At 68.9% G+C, this 17008-nt stretch carries 18 protein-coding genes; 4 read left to right on the top strand and 14 right to left on the bottom strand.

All coding sequences use genetic code 11. The features are described 5' to 3' along the window. Nucleotides 1–3: 3 nt before the first annotated feature. Genes ACWDKQ_RS05315 through ACWDKQ_RS05300 form a run of 4 tightly spaced genes read right to left on the bottom strand, consistent with a single transcriptional unit; the run spans nucleotide 4 to nucleotide 2519 of the window. Complete coding sequence (locus ACWDKQ_RS05315; protein WP_450137507.1) at nucleotides 4–204, bottom strand: hypothetical protein; 201 nt, start codon at nucleotides 202–204, stop codon at nucleotides 4–6. Further along, nucleotides 201–857 (bottom strand): imidazole glycerol phosphate synthase subunit HisH, encoded by a 657-nt coding sequence (hisH, locus tag ACWDKQ_RS05310; protein WP_450137506.1) that lies wholly within the window; start codon nucleotides 855–857, stop codon nucleotides 201–203. The genes ACWDKQ_RS05315 and hisH overlap by 4 nt, the downstream gene beginning before the upstream one ends. Nucleotides 858–882: 25 nt before the next feature. Further along, on the bottom strand, nucleotides 883–1815 hold the full coding sequence (locus ACWDKQ_RS05305; protein ID WP_450137505.1) for a transketolase family protein: 933 nt from the start codon (nucleotides 1813–1815) through the stop codon (nucleotides 883–885). Continuing rightward, complete coding sequence (locus ACWDKQ_RS05300) at nucleotides 1812–2519, bottom strand: transketolase (RefSeq protein WP_450137504.1); 708 nt, start codon at nucleotides 2517–2519, stop codon at nucleotides 1812–1814. Before ACWDKQ_RS05300 ends, ACWDKQ_RS05305 begins: the two co-directional genes overlap by 4 nt. A 64-nt stretch (nucleotides 2520–2583) precedes the next feature. Between ACWDKQ_RS05300 and soxR the strand changes: the two genes are divergently transcribed. Further along, on the top strand, nucleotides 2584–3072 hold the full coding sequence (gene soxR / locus ACWDKQ_RS05295; RefSeq protein WP_450137503.1) for a redox-sensitive transcriptional activator SoxR: 489 nt from the start codon (nucleotides 2584–2586) through the stop codon (nucleotides 3070–3072). 80 nt (nucleotides 3073–3152) lie between these two features. Here soxR and ACWDKQ_RS05290 read toward each other — a convergent pair whose 3' ends face one another. Next, the gene (locus ACWDKQ_RS05290) at nucleotides 3153–3833 is read right to left on the bottom strand and encodes a response regulator (protein ID WP_450137502.1); all 681 of its coding nucleotides are present in this window, start codon (nucleotides 3831–3833) and stop codon (nucleotides 3153–3155) included. Beyond that, nucleotides 3830–5449 (bottom strand): sensor histidine kinase, encoded by a 1620-nt coding sequence (locus ACWDKQ_RS05285; protein WP_450137501.1) that lies wholly within the window; start codon nucleotides 5447–5449, stop codon nucleotides 3830–3832. The genes ACWDKQ_RS05290 and ACWDKQ_RS05285 overlap by 4 nt, the downstream gene beginning before the upstream one ends. Before the next feature lie 142 nt (nucleotides 5450–5591). Between ACWDKQ_RS05285 and ACWDKQ_RS05280 the strand changes: the two genes are divergently transcribed. Continuing rightward, nucleotides 5592–6962, top strand: a complete 1371-nt coding sequence (locus tag ACWDKQ_RS05280; protein ID WP_450137500.1) for a cation:dicarboxylate symporter family transporter — start codon at nucleotides 5592–5594, stop codon at nucleotides 6960–6962. A gap of 476 nt (nucleotides 6963–7438) precedes the next feature. Here ACWDKQ_RS05280 and ACWDKQ_RS05275 read toward each other — a convergent pair whose 3' ends face one another. The 5 genes from ACWDKQ_RS05275 to ACWDKQ_RS05255 form a co-directional block, all read right to left on the bottom strand. Next, nucleotides 7439–9529: a phosphocholine-specific phospholipase C gene (locus ACWDKQ_RS05275; RefSeq protein WP_450137499.1), complete on the bottom strand. Its 2091-nt coding sequence runs from the start codon at nucleotides 9527–9529 to the stop codon at nucleotides 7439–7441. A 135-nt stretch (nucleotides 9530–9664) separates the two neighbouring features. Continuing rightward, nucleotides 9665–10066 (bottom strand): Imm1 family immunity protein, encoded by a 402-nt coding sequence (locus tag ACWDKQ_RS05270; RefSeq protein ID WP_450137498.1) that lies wholly within the window; start codon nucleotides 10064–10066, stop codon nucleotides 9665–9667. A 20-nt stretch (nucleotides 10067–10086) separates the two neighbouring features. Further along, complete coding sequence (locus ACWDKQ_RS05265; RefSeq protein ID WP_450137497.1) at nucleotides 10087–10626, bottom strand: DddA-like double-stranded DNA deaminase toxin; 540 nt, start codon at nucleotides 10624–10626, stop codon at nucleotides 10087–10089. Nucleotides 10627–10985: 359 nt separating this feature from the next. Next, the gene (locus ACWDKQ_RS05260) at nucleotides 10986–11162 is read right to left on the bottom strand and encodes a DUF397 domain-containing protein (protein ID WP_450137496.1); all 177 of its coding nucleotides are present in this window, start codon (nucleotides 11160–11162) and stop codon (nucleotides 10986–10988) included. After that, on the bottom strand, nucleotides 11159–12028 hold the full coding sequence (locus ACWDKQ_RS05255; RefSeq protein WP_450137495.1) for a helix-turn-helix domain-containing protein: 870 nt from the start codon (nucleotides 12026–12028) through the stop codon (nucleotides 11159–11161). The genes ACWDKQ_RS05260 and ACWDKQ_RS05255 overlap by 4 nt, the downstream gene beginning before the upstream one ends. A 154-nt stretch (nucleotides 12029–12182) precedes the next feature. Here ACWDKQ_RS05255 and ACWDKQ_RS05250 point away from each other — a divergent pair, with 154 nt between their 5' ends. Beyond that, entirely contained in the window at nucleotides 12183–12395 is a 213-nt protein-coding gene (locus tag ACWDKQ_RS05250; protein WP_190822402.1) for a hypothetical protein, read from the top strand. Between the two features lie 58 nt (nucleotides 12396–12453). Here ACWDKQ_RS05250 and hisB read toward each other — a convergent pair whose 3' ends face one another. The 3 genes from hisB to hisD are packed head-to-tail and all read right to left on the bottom strand — an operon-like array spanning nucleotide 12454 to nucleotide 15531. Beyond that, the gene (gene hisB / locus ACWDKQ_RS05245; protein WP_450137494.1) at nucleotides 12454–13071 is read right to left on the bottom strand and encodes an imidazoleglycerol-phosphate dehydratase HisB; all 618 of its coding nucleotides are present in this window, start codon (nucleotides 13069–13071) and stop codon (nucleotides 12454–12456) included. Further along, on the bottom strand, nucleotides 13068–14186 hold the full coding sequence (locus tag ACWDKQ_RS05240; protein ID WP_450137493.1) for a histidinol-phosphate transaminase: 1119 nt from the start codon (nucleotides 14184–14186) through the stop codon (nucleotides 13068–13070). The genes hisB and ACWDKQ_RS05240 overlap by 4 nt, the downstream gene beginning before the upstream one ends. 28 nt (nucleotides 14187–14214) lie before the next feature. Next, nucleotides 14215–15531 carry a histidinol dehydrogenase gene (gene hisD, locus ACWDKQ_RS05235; RefSeq protein ID WP_450137492.1) on the bottom strand — a complete coding sequence of 439 codons (1317 nt, stop codon included), beginning with the start codon at nucleotides 15529–15531 and terminating at the stop codon, nucleotides 14215–14217. A gap of 205 nt (nucleotides 15532–15736) precedes the next feature. Between hisD and ACWDKQ_RS05230 the strand changes: the two genes are divergently transcribed. Continuing rightward, nucleotides 15737–17002: a M14 family metallopeptidase gene (locus ACWDKQ_RS05230; RefSeq protein WP_450137491.1), complete on the top strand. Its 1266-nt coding sequence runs from the start codon at nucleotides 15737–15739 to the stop codon at nucleotides 17000–17002. Nucleotides 17003–17008 lie beyond the last annotated feature (6 nt).

Here is a 17008-nt window from a genome sequence, read left to right as displayed (position 1 = left end):
TGCTCAGCGGCGGGTGCGGTCGCCTCGGGTCACGGCGACGACGGGCACCGCAAGCACGATCAGCACCAGCAGCAGCACCGCCCACAGCGGCACCCCCGCCTGCAGCAGGTAGGGCGCGCCGAGACCTGCGATCATCCCCAACGCAAGGACCAGGGCGATCACCCGGACCGCTCGCGGCCCCAGCAGGCCGCACCGCCGCGTCACAGGCTGTCCAGCCAGTTCCGCAGCAGCCGGGCGCCCGCCTCCCCGGACTTTTCCGGGTGGAACTGGGTCGCCATCAGCGGCCCGTTCTCCACTGCGGCGACGAATGGTTCGCCGTGCTCGGCCCAGGTCACCAGCGGCGGCGCGATCGCCTCCGACGGCGGCAGCTGCCACTTGCGGACGCCGAAGGAGTGCACGAAGTAGAACCGGGTGCCCGGCTCTATCCCGGCGAACAGGGTGCTGCCCGCTGGCGGCTGCACCTCGTTCCAGCCCATGTGCGGCAAGATGTCGGCCTGCAGCCGCTCGACGGTGCCCGGCCACTGGCCGCAGCCGTTGGCCTGCATGCCGTGCTCGACGCCCTCGTCGAAGAGCACCTGCATGCCGACGCAGATCCCCAGGACCGGGCGGTCGCCGGCCAGCCGGTGGTCGATGATCTTGTCGCCGCCGACGTGGAGCAGGCCCTCCATGCAGGCGGCGAACGCCCCAACGCCGGGAACGACCAGCCCGTCGGCTTCCATCGCTGCACGATGGTCGGCGGTCACCTCTACGTCGGCCCCGACGCGCTGGAGCGCGCGTTCGGCAGAGCGGAGGTTGCCTGATCCGTAGTCCAAGATGACGACTCGTGCCACGGCCTTAAGGCTACCGGGATCGCGCATCAGGCCACGTCGCGGGCGGCACAGGTCACCTCGCCGCAGCGTCCAGGAAGTTCCGCACCGCCGCGCCGATGCCGGTCGGTCCCAGGCCGTGCGCGGCTTCGTGTTCGTCGGCCGTGCCGTAGGCCCGCAGTTCCACCTCGCGCCGGACGCCCAGCGCCAGCACCCGGTGGGGAGTGTCGGCGAGCGCGTCGTTGACCGCGTGTGTCGACGTGCCGCGCAGGTAGGGCTCCACCAGCACGACCTCGGCGGTCGCCGACCGCACCGCTGCGCGCAGCCCGACGGCGTCGAACGGCCGGATGGTGGCGGTGTAGAGCACGGTCATGTCGAGGGCCGCGGTCGCGGCCAGGACCGGGTCGAGCATCGGGCCCACGGCGAGCACCACGCCCCGGCTGCCGCTGCGGATGGTGCGCCAGCCCGGCCCAGTCACCAGCGGCTCGGCGTTGACCCGCTCAGAAAGTCGCAGGTAGGCGAGATCGTCCCCGGGTAGCGCGGACCGCAGCAGCGCTTCGGCCTCGGCCGGGTGGCCGGGAATGTGCACGGTCCAGCCGGGCAGCGTGTCGATCAGCGCGACGTCGCCCGGCGCCATGTGCGTGCGCCCCGAGGACGGGTAGTCGTAGGAGGCTCCGGTGCTGACCACGAGCGCGCCGACGTCCTGGTGGTTGAGGTCCAGCTTGAGCTGCTCGAAGGGCCGCTCGACGAGGAACGGGGCGATCGTGTGCACCACTGCCCGCAGCCCGGTCAGCGCCAGCCCACCGGCCACGCTCACCAGTGCCTGCTCCCGGATGCCTAGGTTGAGCACCCGCTCGGGGTGGCGGGCGGCGGCGTCGGCGAACCGGTCGCCGGAGATCTCGGCGAGCACGAGGGCCACCCGGGGATCGGTGTCGAGCGCTTCGGTGACGGTGTCGACGAATGCCTGCCGCATCGTCGACTCGGTCGCTTCCGCGGCCAGTGCGGTCATGACAGCTCCTCGGTCTCGACCTCGGCGACCACCGCGAGCGGGCGGTCCGGGTGGGTGTCGGTCAGCGCCTGGTGCAATGCCGCGTGGTCGCGGCCGTCGACGGTGTGCGCGGCCCAGCCCTCGCGGGCGAACCGGTCGGCGATGCCACCGGGCCAGCCGGTGCTGGACGAGCGGTTGTCCACCACGACAGTGGTCAGCCTCCCCAGCCCCCAGCGGCCGGCGACCTGGATGGCCTCGTGGTTGCTGCCTTCGTCGAGCTCGGCATCGCCGACGAGGACGACGACGCGCGGCCGGCCGCGGCCTTGCGCCCGCAGGCCGAGCACCACCCCGAGCCCGAGCGGCAGGCCGTGGCCGAGCGAGCCGCTGCCGATCTCGACGCCGGGCACCATCACGCGGTCCGGGTGAAAACCGAGGCGGGAGTCGAACTCGCCGAAGCGGGGGAGTTCCGCCGGGTCCAGGAAGCCCTTGGCCGCCAGCACGGCGTAGAAGGCCATTGGGCCGTGGCCCTTGGAGAGCAGGAAACGGTCGCGGTCGGGATCGTCGAGGCGCCGCGGGTCGACCGACAGGACCTGGTCGTAGAGCACCCACAGCACGTCGAGCGTGGAGGTGGCGGCGAAGGAGTGCTTGTCGTCGCCCGTCATTTCGCTCATCAGCAGCCGGAGATCGGCGTAGCCGAACCCGGCCGGCGGTGCGGTGATCGCCATGCCCACCAGCGTGGTACTTCAAGCACACTGGAAGTCAAGGCCGCAGAAGGGAAAAACCTGAACCATGCTCGAAGTTTCGGCTAACCTGGCGGACGTGTCCAAGCTACCGAAACTGTTGACCATCGGAGAGGTCTCGCACCGCAGTGGGGTCGCCCAGACCGCGCTGCGCTTCTACGAGCAGCGCGGCCTGATCGCCACCACCCGGACCTCCGGGAACCAGCGCCGCTACGACCGCTCGGTGCTGCGCCGGTTGGCGTTCATCCGCTCCGCGCAACGGGTCGGCCTGAGCCTGGAGCAGATCTCCGAGGCGCTGGCGACGCTGCCCGCGGACCACGCTCCGACCAAAGCGGACTGGGCTCGGCTGTCCCGCCGCTGGCGGGACGAGCTGGACGCACGGATCGACGGCCTGCAACGGCTTCGCGACCGCTTGACCGGCTGCATCGGCTGCGGCTGCCTCTCGCTGCGCACCTGCGCCCTGCACAACGCCGACGACAAGCTGGCGGATTTCGGCCCGGGAGCACCCCTGCTCCGCCCCACCTCCGACCGCCGCTGACCGTTGGGTTAACGCAATTTCAATGGAAATCGAAGGTCTCAACTTCCATTGAAATTGCGGTATCAGGAAAGGGCTTCCGGTCAGGCTTCGCCGATCCAGCGGTAGGCCATCTCGGGGCGGCCGACCGCGCCGTAGAGCGGGCGGCGCTCGGCCATGCCCTTGTTTACCAGGTATTCCAGGTACCGGCGGGCGGTCACCCGGGACACCCCGACGGCTTCGCCGACCGCACCCGCCGGCGCTCCCTCGAGGTTGGCGCGCAGCGAGGAGACGACCGCCGCGAGCGTCTCCTCGCCCATGCCCTTCGGTAACGCCGCCCGGTCGACGCCGCGCAGCGACGAGAACGCCCGGTCGATCTCGGCCTGGCTGCTGACTTCCCGATCGTGCCCCAGGCTGGCCCGGAAGCGCGCGTAGTGCTCCAGCTTCTCCCGCATCGCCGCGAACGTGAACGGCTTGAGCAGGTACTGCACCACACCGCTGGAGACCGCGGCCCGGACCACCTTGAGGTCGCGGGCCGAAGTCACCGCGATCACGTCGGCGTTGCTGCCCGCGGTGCGCAGCGCCCGCGCGACCTGCAGCCCGTCCATGTCGGGCAGCCGCAGGTCGAGCAGCACCAGGTCGACCGAGGTGCGTTCGACGAACCGCAGGGCTTCCTGGCCGGTGCGGACCCGGCCGGCCACCCGGAAGCCGGCAACCCGGTTGACATAGGTCTCGTGCGCCTCACCCACCAGCGGGTCGTCTTCGACGACGAGGACCGATATCACCGAGCCACGTCCGATCCGGCGGGCAACAGGACGGTGAACACCGCGCCGCCCTCGTTGTGCACGTCGATGCTGCCGCGGTAGCGGCGCACGCTCTGCCCGACCAGCGCGAGCCCGAGCCCGCGGCCGTCCTCCTTCGTCGACCAACCGCGCTGGAAGACCCGCTGCGCGCTTCCCGGATCGACCCCCGGCCCGTTGTCGGCGACCTGGATCAGCACACCATCCTCAGTGGACCGGATGGTCACCTCCAGACGCGGGCGCGCGCTTTCCATGGTCGCCTCGACGGAGTTGTCGATCAGGTTCCCGAGGATCGTCACCAAGTCCCGGGAGTCGATGTGTCCCACGTCGATGTCGTCGATCTCGGTGTCGGCGCTCAGCACGACCTCCACGCCGCGCTCCCCCGCCTCGGCGCTCTTGCCCAGCAGCACCGCGGCAAGCACCGACTCGCCGACCGCCCCGACCACCCGATCGGTCAGCTGCTGGGCGAGCTGCAGTTCGGCGGTGGCGAACGCGACGGCCTCCTCGGCGCGGCCCAGCTCGATCAGCGACACCACGGTGTGCAGCCGGTTCGCCGACTCGTGGGCCTGGGAGCGCAGCGACTCGGCGAACCCGCGCATCGAGTCCAGCTCGCCGCTCAACGCCTGCAATTCGGTGTGGTCGCGCAGCGTGACCACGGTGCCCAGGTCGCGCTCACCGCTGCGGATCTGCGACACGTTGACCAGCAGCACGTGGTCGTCGGTCAGGTGGACCTCGTCGCGCACCGCCCGCCCCGTCGCAAGAGTCTCCACAAGGGACTGCGGGAGGCCGAGCTCGGACACGTGCTTGCCTTCGGTTTCGACGGGATCCAGCGAGAGCAACACAGCGGCACCATCGTTGCACAAGGTGATCTGCCCGGACGGCGCCACCAGCAGCAATCCCTCGCGCACCGCGTGCAGGATCGCGTCGTGGTACTCGTACATGCGGCTGAGCTCGGCGGGCCGCAGCCCGTGGGTGTGGCGCCGGATACGGGCGCTGACCAGGTACGTCAGCAGCCCGCCGACCAGCAGCGCCCCCACCGCGACCACGACCAGCGCGGTCACCTGATCGCGCAGCTCGGCGGTGAGCATCAGCACCGTGATGCCGTCCGACACCAGTCCGACCAGCCGGTGCGCGTCGTCGTAGACCGGCACCACCGCGCGCACCGACGGGCCGAGCGTGCCGGTGTAGGTCTCGGTGAAAACCTGCCCGGCGACGGCCTGCTCGATGTGCCCGATGAACGGCTGCCCGATGCGCGTCGGGTCCGGGTGCGTGTAGCGGATGCCGGCCGGGGACATGATCGTGATGAAATCGACGCCGGTCTCGGCCCGGACGCGTTCGGCCAGCGGCTGCAGCGTGGCCGTCGGGTCTGGCGCGGTCAGCCCGTCGCGCACCGCGGGCTGCGCGGCCAGGACGCGGGCCACCGTGACGACCTTGTCCGTGGCCTTCTCCTCGTTGCGCTGCCCCGCGTCGTACCACGCCAGCAGGGCTCCGGTGAGCACCACGACGGCCACGACGACCACTTGGAGCACGAACAGCTGGCGGGCCAGGCTCCAGCGTGGCCGGACGCGGCCGAACCAGTTCCGGTCATCGGCGGAAGGCATGACGAACCCATGTCGAAGAGATGAACACAATGAACAGAAGCGTGACGTAGACGATACCTGGCGCAGATAGTCTCATCCGGCCGGACCGTGACCTGGGACACGGCTGGTACGAGTGACCCGGTATCCCAGTAGGAGTGCAACAGTGGCAAGCAAAGACGCTGCGCAGACACACCGTCGGGATCGAACGCATTACCTGTACATCGCGGTGATCGCCGCAGTCGTGGCAGGGATCGCCGTTGGCTTCCTCGCGCCCGACCTCGGCAAGGCCCTCAAGCCGCTGGGTACCGGGTTCGTCAACCTGATCAAGATGATGATCTCGCCGGTCATCTTCTGCACCATCGTGCTCGGCGTGGGCGGCGTGCGGAAGGCCGCCAAGGTCGGCAAGGTCGGCGGCCTCGCGCTGGCCTACTTCATGGTCATGTCCGTGGTGGCGCTGGTCATCGGCCTGCTGGTGGGCAACGTGCTGCACCCCGGCGAGGGCCTGCACATCACCGACTCGCTGCGGGGCCAGGGTGCCCAGCAGGCCGGTGACGGCGCCGAGAGCACCACCGACTTCCTGCTCGGGATCATTCCCCACACCCTCGTTTCCTCGTTGACCGAGGGACAGGTGCTGCAGACGCTGCTGGTCGCGTTGCTGGCCGGTTTCGCGCTGCAGGCGCTGGGCGACAAGGGCGCACCGGTCCTGCGCGGCATCGAGCACATCCAGCGACTGGTGTTCAAGATGCTGGCGATGGTCATGTGGGCGGCGCCGGTCGGCGCGTTCGGTGCGATCGCCGCGGTCGTCGGTGCGACCGGGGTGCAGGCGCTCAAGGGCCTGGCCGTGATCATGCTGGGCTTCTACACGACCTGCCTGCTGTTCGTGTTCCTGGTGCTGGGCCCGGTCCTGTGGACGTTCGCGCGGGTCAACATCTTCTCGCTGCTGCGCTACCTGGGACGCGAGTTCCTGCTGATCGTGTCCACCTCGTCGTCGGAGGCGGCGCTGCCGCGGCTGATCGCGAAGATGGAGCACCTCGGGGTGAGCAAGCCGGTGGTGGGCATCACGGTGCCGACCGGCTATTCGTTCAACCTGGACGGCACCATGATCTACCTGACCATGGCGTCGCTGTTCATCGCGAGCGCGATGGGTGACCCGCTGGCGCTGGGCGAGCAGGTCGGTCTGCTGCTGTTCATGATGGTCGCCTCGAAGGGCGCGGCGGGCGTCAGCGGCGCCGGGCTGGCCACCCTGGCCGGCGGGCTGCAGTCGCACCGGCCGGAACTGCTGGACGGTGTCGGCCTGATCGTGGGCATCGACCGGTTCATGTCCGAGGCGCGGGCGCTGACCAACTTCGCGGGCAACGCGGTCGCGACCGTCCTCATCGGCGCGTGGACGAAGGAGATCGACCGCGACCAGATGAAGCAGGTGTTCGCGGGCGAGAGCCCGTTCAACGAGCAGTCCTTCGTCGACGATGGCCACGGCGGCGCCACCACGGCCGACGAAGAACCCGAGAAGTCCCCAGTCGCAGCGAAGAGCTGACGCTCCGCAGAAGGGCCCGGTCCTCTCGGCGGGTTCTAGCGATCCCCGCAACACCCTGGATTTCAGGGAGTTGCGGGGATCGTGGTTTCTGGAGAGTTGAGGGCGAGGTTCTTCGAGGCCCTGGAGCGGGAGGACGGCAGTATCTCGGTTGCCGCTCGGGCAGTTGGGGTAAACCGCGCGACGGCGTTCGGGTGGGCGCGCAAGGCCGGTGTCCGTGGTCGTGGGAAGACGGGCACGGCTGGGCATCCGGGTCGGGCGGAGTACGACAGGTTGCGCGCGGGCGGAATGCGGCGGCGGGACGCCGCGGCGCAGGCCGGGGTCCACGAACGCACTGCCAAGGACTGGGACCGCGTTTCGCCTGATCAATCTCGTGGATCGACGATCATGCATTGCGCATATCGGTGTGCATCGCCGGGCCGTGCGTGTTTTCGGGTGCTGTAGCGCCCGAGAACACGCACAGCACCTGACCGGCGGGGTCAGCCGGTGAGGCCCGGTGCGCCGTTCTCGACGCGGCCGGTTGCGCGACGCCGGAACGACTTGTCCTGGGCGGCCGTCACCTCGACGTCGTACCAGCCCTGGTCCGTCGGCCACGCCATGGTCTCCGCGCCACCGGCGGCGAGCCGGACCTCGCGCTGCTCACCGGCAGCGTAGCCCAGGGACCGCAGGCGCAGCGTGACGGCCTCGCCGCCGTTGTTGCGCAGTTCCAGCGCCAGCCCGCCGGAACGGGCGTCGGGGTTCGTCCGCACGTCGATGCCCGCCGCCTTGCCGTTGCGGGAACCGCTGAACTCGAACCAGAGCCGGTTCGGCCCCTGCACCGCGAGCCGGTAGTCCTCGCGCACCGGCACGTCCACCACCTGCTCGCCGCGAACGTCCACATGGGACGGTTCGGGCAGTTCTCCCGCGTACGGGTAGATCGTGAAGTGCGCGGAGGCCGGACCGGCGTTGCCGAGCCGCAGCGCGACCGCTTCCCCGTTCACGGCACCGGAAACCTGCGGCTGGTACGGCAGCGCCCGCGCCGGTCGCCGGCCCTGCTCCTGCACCGGCAGCGCCTGGTCCTCCGGCGGCTTGGGGTGCCAACGCTTGATCGGCTCGGGCACCGGGCCCGGCTCCGCGGGCTTCGGCGCCTTCGCCGCGTTCTCGAAGTCGAACACGGAGATCAGGTCGCCACACGCGGAGCGCCGCCAGGAGCTGATGTTCGGTTCCTGGACACCCGTCCAGCGCTCCAGCAGCCGCAGCACCGACGTGTGGTCGAACACCTCGGAGTTGACGAAACCGCCGATCGTCCACGGCGACACCACGGTCATCGGCACCCGCGGGCCGAGCCCGATCGGCTGCCCCTCGAAGTAGTCATCGCCGTTGCCGGACTCCGGCTTCGGCGGCACCGGCGGCGGCACGTGGTCGAAGAAGCCGTCGTTCTCGTCGAAGTTGAGCAGCAGCGCCGTCTTCGACCAGATCTTCGGGTTGGCGATGGCGTCCAGCACGTCGTAGATCAGGTTCGCGCTGCCGACCGGCGTGGAGCTGCCCGGGTGCTCGGAATCGACAGCGGACGGAACCAGCCAGACCACCTTCGGCAGCCGCTTCGCATTGATGTCGTCACGGAGCCGCTGTACGAGCGTACCCGGCTCGCTGCGGTACATCGCGCGGTCGAACAGGCTGCGCTCGGCGTCGGTCAACGCCGCGCGACCGGCCTCCAGCTGCTTGAGCAGCCGCTGCTGCTCCGCGGCGGGCTTGTCGAACAGCGCGGTGTAGAACTCCTCGGTGGTGCGGAAGTTCCCGTCCACCGAGGCGAGCATCTTGTGGCCGATCGCCTTGAACGTCTTGAAGTATTCGACCGCGTTGTCGGTGAAATTGTCCCACTCCTGGTAGATCTGCCAGGAGAGTCCGGCCTTCTCGAGCCGCTGCGGGTACGTGGTCCACTCGTAGCCGGCGTGGTCGTAGCTGTAGGCGGCGTTGGTGACGGCGCGCTTGGTGCTAGCGGGCTCGTAACCGGTGGTGCCGGTCCACAGGTAGTTGCGGTTCGGGTTGGTGGAGCCGAAAACCGAGCAGTGGTAGGCGTCGCAGATGGTGAACGTGTCGGCCAGCTCGTACTGCAGCGGGATGTCCTGCCGCTCGTAGTACGTCATGGTCGCGGCTGTCTTGGCGGCGATCCAGTCGTTGTTCCAGCCGCGCGCCCACGCCTTGCCGCTGCCGTCCCAGCTGTGGTCGAGGGCGCCGAGGTACTGGATGTCCGACACCGGACGCCCCTCGCGCTCGGCACCCTGCCGCAGCGAGAACGGCAGCACCTCACCACCGACGGTGGGCTGCTGGAACACGGACCGGCCATCGGGCTGCTGCAACGGCTGCCGGTCGCCGTAACCGCGCACGCCGCGAAGCGTGCCGAAGTAGTGGTCGAAGGAACGGTTTTCCTGCGTCAGCACGATGACGTGCTCGATCGCATCCAAGCCGCCTTTGGGAGCCGGCCGCGCCATGGCCTCGTGCAGCGAAGGCGGCAGCAGCGAAGCGGCGGCAGCGCCGCCGACGACCCCGGCGGCACCGGTCAGAACCCGACGTCGAGAAACCTCAGTCACGAGCGGACATCGTCATCGACGAGGGCGAAGCGGCAAAAGACCCATCGTGACGCAACGGCAAACCACCGATGTCATCCAGACGGCGTAACCACCAGCACCCGCCCAACCACGCCGAGCGTCCGCGCGAGGCCGCGTTCACGCATCCAAATCGAACTCACGCCACTGCACATTCGTCGGCCGCTCCCGAGTCTGTAGCCACTCGGTGAGCGCAGCCGTGAATGTGTCCAAGGGGAGCCCGGCCCCAGGCGGAAAGTCGTCGTCTTCGAACTCGCACCCGGGCGACTCCGCTTCGCCCACGGGATACGCCTTGTCATGATCCCTGTCCTGATACGACAGGTAGCCGAAGCCCTCGACCACGGTGGCGTACACGTCATGGTCGAAAAAGCGTTGCTGTTCGTCCCAGAGCGGCCGCTCGCGGTGGATGAGCCGCGCGAGGTCGGCCGCCGGGTCGGCGAGCCGGTCGACTAGCCGGGGCAGAGCGGATTCGTCGGCGACGAGCATGTTCTCCCCTCGCTCCGAGCCGTCGTCGCTGAACACCGACCACCGAGCGTCGATCGTCATCGCTTGCCTTCCTCACCTCGGTACAGCCTGCCCCCGGACGTTCCATCCCTGACCCTAAGCGTGCTGCCAGGGGGCAAGAATCGCGGTAGCTGTTTGTCGCACGTATCGGACAGGTCGTCATCTTTACCCGGCCTTGTCCCGCACACCTGTCGATTGATCTCGATCTCGGCGTGCATGATGCCCTGCTCCCTCATTCGCTCGGCGAACTGGATTTCAACATGCCGGGCAATCGCTGCCTCGGCGTTCGGCCGTCCGTGCGTCAAGCCCAATTCGACAGCACGTCTCCGCGCCGCCTGGTAGTACTCGCCGCCCCGGCCGCTTTCCAACATCACGGAATACCCGTTTGGTGCGAACCAACGACCGTGGGTCTTACCCGGCCGGGGAGGCCGAGGAAGGGCGACCGAACCTGTCCCGCGGACGGCCCGGAGGCGCTGGGAGGGTCGGGCAAGGTTGCCGCCGTCGCCGCATCCGCGCCAACCCCGAGCCGTTCGAGATAACGCTGGATCTCTTGCACCGCCGCCTGTAAGAGCCTCCACGCCTCGGTGAGCTGGTCGGCACTCATCACATGCGAACCCAGCAGGTCCAACGCGTCCGGGGCGTTCGTCCCGTCTAACGCACCTCGGAGCGCCTGCCCGCTTTCCTCCCACAAATCCAGCGCCACCGACAGATGCCCGGCTGCTTCGGTGATCTTCACCTGCACCCCGGCGAGCGCGTCCCGGAGGCCTTTCACACCCGACGCCACACCGCCCCCTTCCGCGACCGTACAGTGCGCGCCGATCATGCCGAGCACCACCAGCCGGGCACTCGATCAACGAGTGGTGAGTACCCCTCGAGCTGTTACAGGTACTCAAAACCCAGCATCTTGTTGATCACTCTGCCGCAGCCGAGGAGCCGTTCAGCGGAGCCGGTTCAGGAATGCACGCCAAGCGGCGTGGCTGACCGTGATGTGGCTAGCCTCCGGGGCCTTCGAGTCCCGTACCGCCACAGCCTGGTCGGTTAATCGGACCTCGACACATGTATTGCTCGCGGCGGCACTGCGACTGCTCTTGAACCAGCCGGTGTCATAGCTCAATGCCCAAGCCCCTTCAGCTTGTCGATCAGCAGGTTGCGGGTCTGCTCCAAGTCCAACGCAAGATCTTGCACTCGCTCGAAGGCACGGAACATGGGCCCAGTATCATCTTCTTGATCGTGATAGATACCTGACCCATAGATCACCGAGACGAAGGCGATCTGCGGCGCTGCGCCCCCAAAGTCAAGAGTGATCAAGCCTCCGCCCAGCAACGGGTTGTTCCACACATTGTTCGGCAACACCTGAACCATGACGTTCGGACGCTCACCGAGTTGAAGCAGATGCAGGATTTGCCCACGCAACACGGAAATGCTGCCGACAGGCTGGTCCACCGCCGCCTCAGCCAGAACGAGGAAGACGTCCTTCGGGTCGCTGGCTTCCAGGACCCGGCGCTGCTGCTCCAGGCGAAACGCTACGCGCTTTTCCACCTCGTCCTCCGAGGAATCCCACCAGACGCCGTCACCTGACTCGATAACCGCACGAACGTAGTCGGCGGACTGGGCCAAGCCCGGCACAACGCCAGCTTCGTAGAACCCGATCGACTCGGCGTCGGCCTGGAGGTCGGCCAGGCGCTCGAACGCGAGCGGCAGTTGGTCGGCGTAAATGGGGCCGCGCTGGCGCTTCCTCGCCTGCACACCGAGGTCAAGGACCGTCTGCCGCTCAGTTGCGTTGACCCCGTAGAAGTCCAGAAGCCCGTTCAACTCCTCCGGGCTGAAGGAGCCTTTGGCCGTTTCGACCTGGCTGATGCGGGCCGTATTACGGCCGATCGCCTGGGCTGCCTGCTGCTGGGTTTTGCCCGCTCGGTCGCGGAAACGACGGAGCATCAGACCCAGTTGGCGGCGTTCCACGGTTTGACGTCCGGCTGGCACAGGATCCTCCCTCGTCGGATGATCACCCAATTCGGGCAATGTCAAAGCTCGCTAACAATCCTTATCCTCATCACAAGGCTATTGCATGAGCCTTGAAGTTTCCGTCCACTGAACCTTATCTAGTTTGGGTCTTGTGCCCGGAGGGGAGTCGGCTGTGTACCGAGGGCAAGGAGTTGAGACCGCCACGCTGGCCTGGATCTCGGAGACCGTCGAGGTCACGCACGAGTACGACGAGGGCGTCGACGAGGTGAACCTGATCTTCCGCGGTAACGACGAGCTCGTGCTCAGCTGCACGCGTCGCGGCTTTGCCGCGCTCAGCGACGCGGTCGACGCCGTCAACCGGGATCTGGTTACCCGACCGGTTTGAGGTGAGGCGTCGTGAGGGCGAAAACCGGCTATAACCGGTTTTCGCCCTCACGACCTCGCTACAGGGCGCCCTTCGTGGACGGGACCACGCCGGCGAAGCGGGGGTCGGGTTCGACCGCCGCTCGCAGGGCTCGGGCAATCGCCTTGTACTGGGCCTCGGCGATGTGGTGCGGGTCGCGGCCGTGGATCACCCTTGCGTGCAGGTTGATCTGAGAGTGGAACGCCAGCGACTCGAACACATGGCGGTTCAAGACGAACGGGTAGTTGCCGCCGATCGTGAAGCTGTTGAACTGCTCCGGTTCGCCCGTCATCACGCAGTACGAGCGGCCCGAGACGTCCACCGCCGCGTGCGCGAGGGTCTCGTCCATCGGGATCCAGGCGTCACCGAAGCGGCGGATGCCCTTCTTGTCGCCGAGCGCCTGGCGCAGCGCCTGGCCGAGCACGATCGCGGTGTCCTCCACCGTGTGGTGCGCGTCGATGTGGATGTCGCCGGTCGACTTCACCTTCAGGTCGAAGGCCGCGTGGGTGCCCAGCGCGGTGAGCATGTGGTCGTAGAACGGCACCGTCGTGTCGATGTCGACCTGCCCCGTGCCGTCGAGGTCGAGCTCGACCAGCACCGAGGATTCCTTGGTGGTGCGTTCGACCCGGCCGACCCGGGTCCCGGGCTGGAATGTCACTTGCTGATCTCCTCGCTCACGACCTTGCTCGCCGCCAGGAAGGCGTCGTTCTCCTCCGGCGTGCCGATGGTGACCCGCAGGTGGCCGGGGATCCCGACGTCGCGGATCAGCACGTCGGCGTCCAGGTAGCGCTGCCACGCGCGGTGCGCGTTCGCGAACCGTCCGAAGAGGACGAAGTTGGCGTCGCTGGGCACCGGCGAGAAACCCTGCTCCCGCAATGCTTCCACGACCCGCCCTCGCTCGTCGACTAGCGCCTGCACCGAACCGAGGGTGGCCTCGGCGTGCCGCAGGGCGGCCCGCGCGGCGGCCTGGGTGACCACCGACAGGTGGTACGGCAGGCGCACCAGCAGCAGGGCGTCGATCACGGCCGGGGCCGCCGCCAGGTAGCCGAGCCGGCCGCCGGCGAACGCGAACGCCTTGCTCATCGTGCGGCTGACGATCACCTTCGCCGGGTACTGCCGGATCAGCTCGATCGCGCTGGGCCGGGCGGAGAACTCGGCGTACGCCTCATCCACCACGACCACGCCGGGGGCGGCGTCCAGGATCGCGCGCAGGTCGTCCTGCGACACCGACTGCCCGGTGGGGTTGTTCGGGCTGGTCACGAACACCACGCTGGGCTGCTTCTCCGCGACGATGCCGGCGGCTTGCGCGCCGTCCAGGCTGAAGTCGTCGCGTCGCGGCGCGGGCACCCAGTCGGTGCGGGTGCCCGCCGACAGGATCGGGTGCATCGAGTACGACGGCACGAAGCCGAGCGCGGTGCGGCCGGGCCCGCCGAAGGCCTGCAGGATCTGCTGCAGGACCTCGTTGGAACCGTTGGCCGCCCACAAGTTCTCGGCCGCCAGCCGCACGCCGGTGGCCCCGGTCAGGTACGCGGCGAGGTCCGCGCGCAGCGCCGTGGCGTCGCGGTCCGGGTAGCGGTGCAGCGCCGTGGCGGCTTCCTGCACGGCGGCGGTCAAGTCGTCGACGAGTTCTTGCGGCGGCGGGTAGGGGTTCTCGTTGGTGTTGAGCCGCACCGAGACGTCCAGCTGCGGCGCGCCGTAGGGGCTGCGGCCACGCAGATCGTCTCGAAGCGGCAGATCGGCCAGCGTCGTGTCGGCGCCGAGCACGTCACTCATGGGTTCTACCTTCGGTTGTTCCGGGCGGTCAGCGGGAGAAGCGGGCGGTGACCGCCTGACCGTGCGCGGGCAGGTCCTCGGCGTTGGCCAGCGCCACCACCCGGTCCGCGACGTCGCGGAGTGCCTGCTCGCTGTAGGAGATCACGTGGATGCCGCGCAGGAAGCTCTGCACGCTCAGGCCGGACGAGTGCCGCGCACAGCCGCCGGTGGGCAGCACGTGGTTGGAGCCCGCGCAGTAGTCGCCCAGCGACACCGGCGCGTACGGGCCGACGAAGATCGCGCCCGCGTTGCGCACCCGCGCGGCGACCGCTTCGGCGTCCGCGGTCTGGATCTCCAGGTGCTCGGCGGCGTACGCGTCCACCACCCGGAGGCCGTCGGCCACAGTGGACACCAAGATGCAGCCGGACTGCTCGCCGGCCAGCGCGGTGCTGATCCGCTCGACGTGCTTGGTCTGCGCCACCTGGCGCTCGAGCTCGGCGTCGACCGCGTCGGCCAGCTCGACCGAGGTGGTCACCAGCACGCTCGCCGCGAGGGGGTCGTGCTCGGCCTGGCTGATCAGGTCGGCGGCCACGTGCGCCGCGTCGGCCGTCTCGTCGGCCAGCACCGCGATCTCGGTCGGCCCGGCCTCCGAGTCGATGCCGATCAGGCTGCGCAGGTGCCGCTTGGCGGCGGTCACGTAGACGTTGCCCGGGCCGGTCACCATGTCCACCGGTGCCAGCTCGGCGCCGTCGGTGTCGCGCCCGCCGTAGGCCAGCAGCGCCACCGCCTGCGCGCCACCGACCGCCCACACCTCCTCGACGCCGAGCAGCTGCGCGGCGGCCAGGATCGTCGGGTGCGGTAGGCCGCCGAACTCCGCCTGCGGTGGGCTGCACACCACCAGCGACTCCACCCCGGCCGCCTGCGCCGGGACCACGTTCATCACCACGCTGGACGGGTAGACCGCCAGCCCGCCCGGCGCGTACAGGCCGACGCGGGCGACCGGCACCCAGCGCTCGGTGACCGTGCCACCGGGCACGACCTGCGTCGTCGTGTCGATGCGCCGCTGATCGTCGTGCACCTTGCGGGCGCGGGCGATCGACTCTTCAAGGGCCGCGCGCACCGCCGGGTCTAGCTCGTCGAGGGCCTTCCGCAGCTCACCGGCCGCCACCCTCACCCGTTCCGGTCGGACGGAATCGAACTTCTCGGTGAATTCGAGGGCGGCTTCCACCCCGCGGTCACGGATCGCTTCGATCACCGGCCGGACCCGATGCAGCACGTGCTCGACGTCCATCTCGGCGCGCGGGAGCGTCGCGCGCAGCTCGACGGTGGACGGAACGCGACCGCGCAGGTCGGTACGGGTGAGCATGTGCGTCCTTCCAATACCCGGGGGCTTCACCAACCAGGGTAATCGCCGCGGGGCGCGGCCGTCCTCGAACCCGGCCGCAGGTCACCCCCGGACGAGCGCCGGGATGGGAAAAACCAACGGAAGGCCATTGTTCGCCAGTGGCTTGCCAACATCGGGCGGCTCCTAGAACCTGCCAACATCACCCCACTGATCGATCGGAGACCCGATGTTCAGCTCACGGCGCAAGGCAGTGACCGTGGCGGCCGCCGCGTGCCTGGTACTGCTGGCCCCGATCCAGGCCAGCGTGTCCGCGGAGCCGACCGGGGCGACCGCCGCCCAGGACTTGGCCACCTACACCGTTGCCAACACCGACAGCAAGACCCGAACCGAGATCAACCGCACCGGCGCCCAGGTCATCGCGGTGTCCGGCGCGGTGGCCACCGTGGAGGCCACCCCGGCGCAGGCCGAGCAGCTGCGCGCTGCCGGGTTCGTGCTCAACGACGAGACCAAGGTCGTCGACTCGCTCAAGCGGATCAATCCGGCGCAGCGGGTGCCGGGCGACTTCCCGCCCGGGTACGAGGGCTACCACAACCTCGACGAGATGAACGCCGAGCTCGACGCCGTGGTGAAGGACCACCCGGACATCGCGGCGAAGTCCAGCATCGGCAAGTCCTTCGAAGGCCGCGACATCCCGGTGCTCAAGATCAGCGACAACGTCAGGCAGGACGAGGGCGAGCCGGAGGTGCTCTTCGACTGCAACCAGCACGCCCGCGAGCACCTGACCACCGAGATGTGCCTGCGCATCGCCAACCGGCTCACCGACGGCTACGCCGACGACCGAGCGATCAAGAACTCGGTCGACAACCGGGAAATCTGGATCATCCCGGTGGTCAACCCGGACGGCTCGTCCTACGACGTGGAATCCGGCGAATTCCAGGGGTGGCGCAAGAACCGGCAGAACGCCGGCACCGACCTCAACCGCAACTGGGGTTACAAGTGGGGCTGCTGCGGCGGCTCCGACGACGACCCGAACGGCGAGACCTACCGGGGCCCGGCCGCGTGGTCGGCGCCGGAGACCGCGGCGATGCGCGACTTCATCGACTCCCGGGTGGTCGAAGGCGTGCAGCAGATCAAGGCCGCGATCGACTTCCACACCTACTCCGAGCTCGTGCTGTGGCCCTTCGGGCACACCAACGACGACGTCACCGAGGGCATGACGCAGGAGGAATACGACCGGTTCGCACGGGTCGGCGGCGAGATGGCCAAGACCAACGGCTACACCCCGCAGCAGTCCAGCGACCTCTACATCACCGACGGCGACAGCCTGGACTGGATGTGGGGCCAGCACAAGATTCTGGCCTACACCTTCGAGATGTACCCGGCCAACGGCGGCGGCATCGACGGCTTCTACCCGCCCGACGGCGTCATCGAGAAGGAGACCGCGCGAAACGACGCCGCGGTCGACATCCTGCTCCGGGAGGCAGGAGCCTGATCCGGC

It is taken from the genome of Saccharopolyspora sp. NPDC000995, assembly GCF_053599315.1.
This window is presented reverse-complemented; position numbering and strand designations above follow the sequence as displayed.

Coding starts and splice junctions, on each gene's coding strand:
- ACWDKQ_RS05240 (WP_450137493.1), bottom strand. CDS start 14,186: ATGAGTGACGTGCTCGGCGCCGACACGACGCTGGCCGATCTGCCGCTT.
- soxR (WP_450137503.1), top strand. CDS start 2,584: ATGCTCGAAGTTTCGGCTAACCTGGCGGACGTGTCCAAGCTACCGAAA.
- hisD (WP_450137492.1), bottom strand. CDS start 15,531: ATGCTCACCCGTACCGACCTGCGCGGTCGCGTTCCGTCCACCGTCGAG.
- hisH (WP_450137506.1), bottom strand. CDS start 857: ATGCGCGATCCCGGTAGCCTTAAGGCCGTGGCACGAGTCGTCATCTTG.
- ACWDKQ_RS05305 (WP_450137505.1), bottom strand. CDS start 1,815: ATGACCGCACTGGCCGCGGAAGCGACCGAGTCGACGATGCGGCAGGCA.
- ACWDKQ_RS05300 (WP_450137504.1), bottom strand. CDS start 2,519: ATGGCGATCACCGCACCGCCGGCCGGGTTCGGCTACGCCGATCTCCGG.
- ACWDKQ_RS05285 (WP_450137501.1), bottom strand. CDS start 5,449: ATGCCTTCCGCCGATGACCGGAACTGGTTCGGCCGCGTCCGGCCACGC.
- ACWDKQ_RS05230 (WP_450137491.1), top strand. CDS start 15,737: ATGTTCAGCTCACGGCGCAAGGCAGTGACCGTGGCGGCCGCCGCGTGC.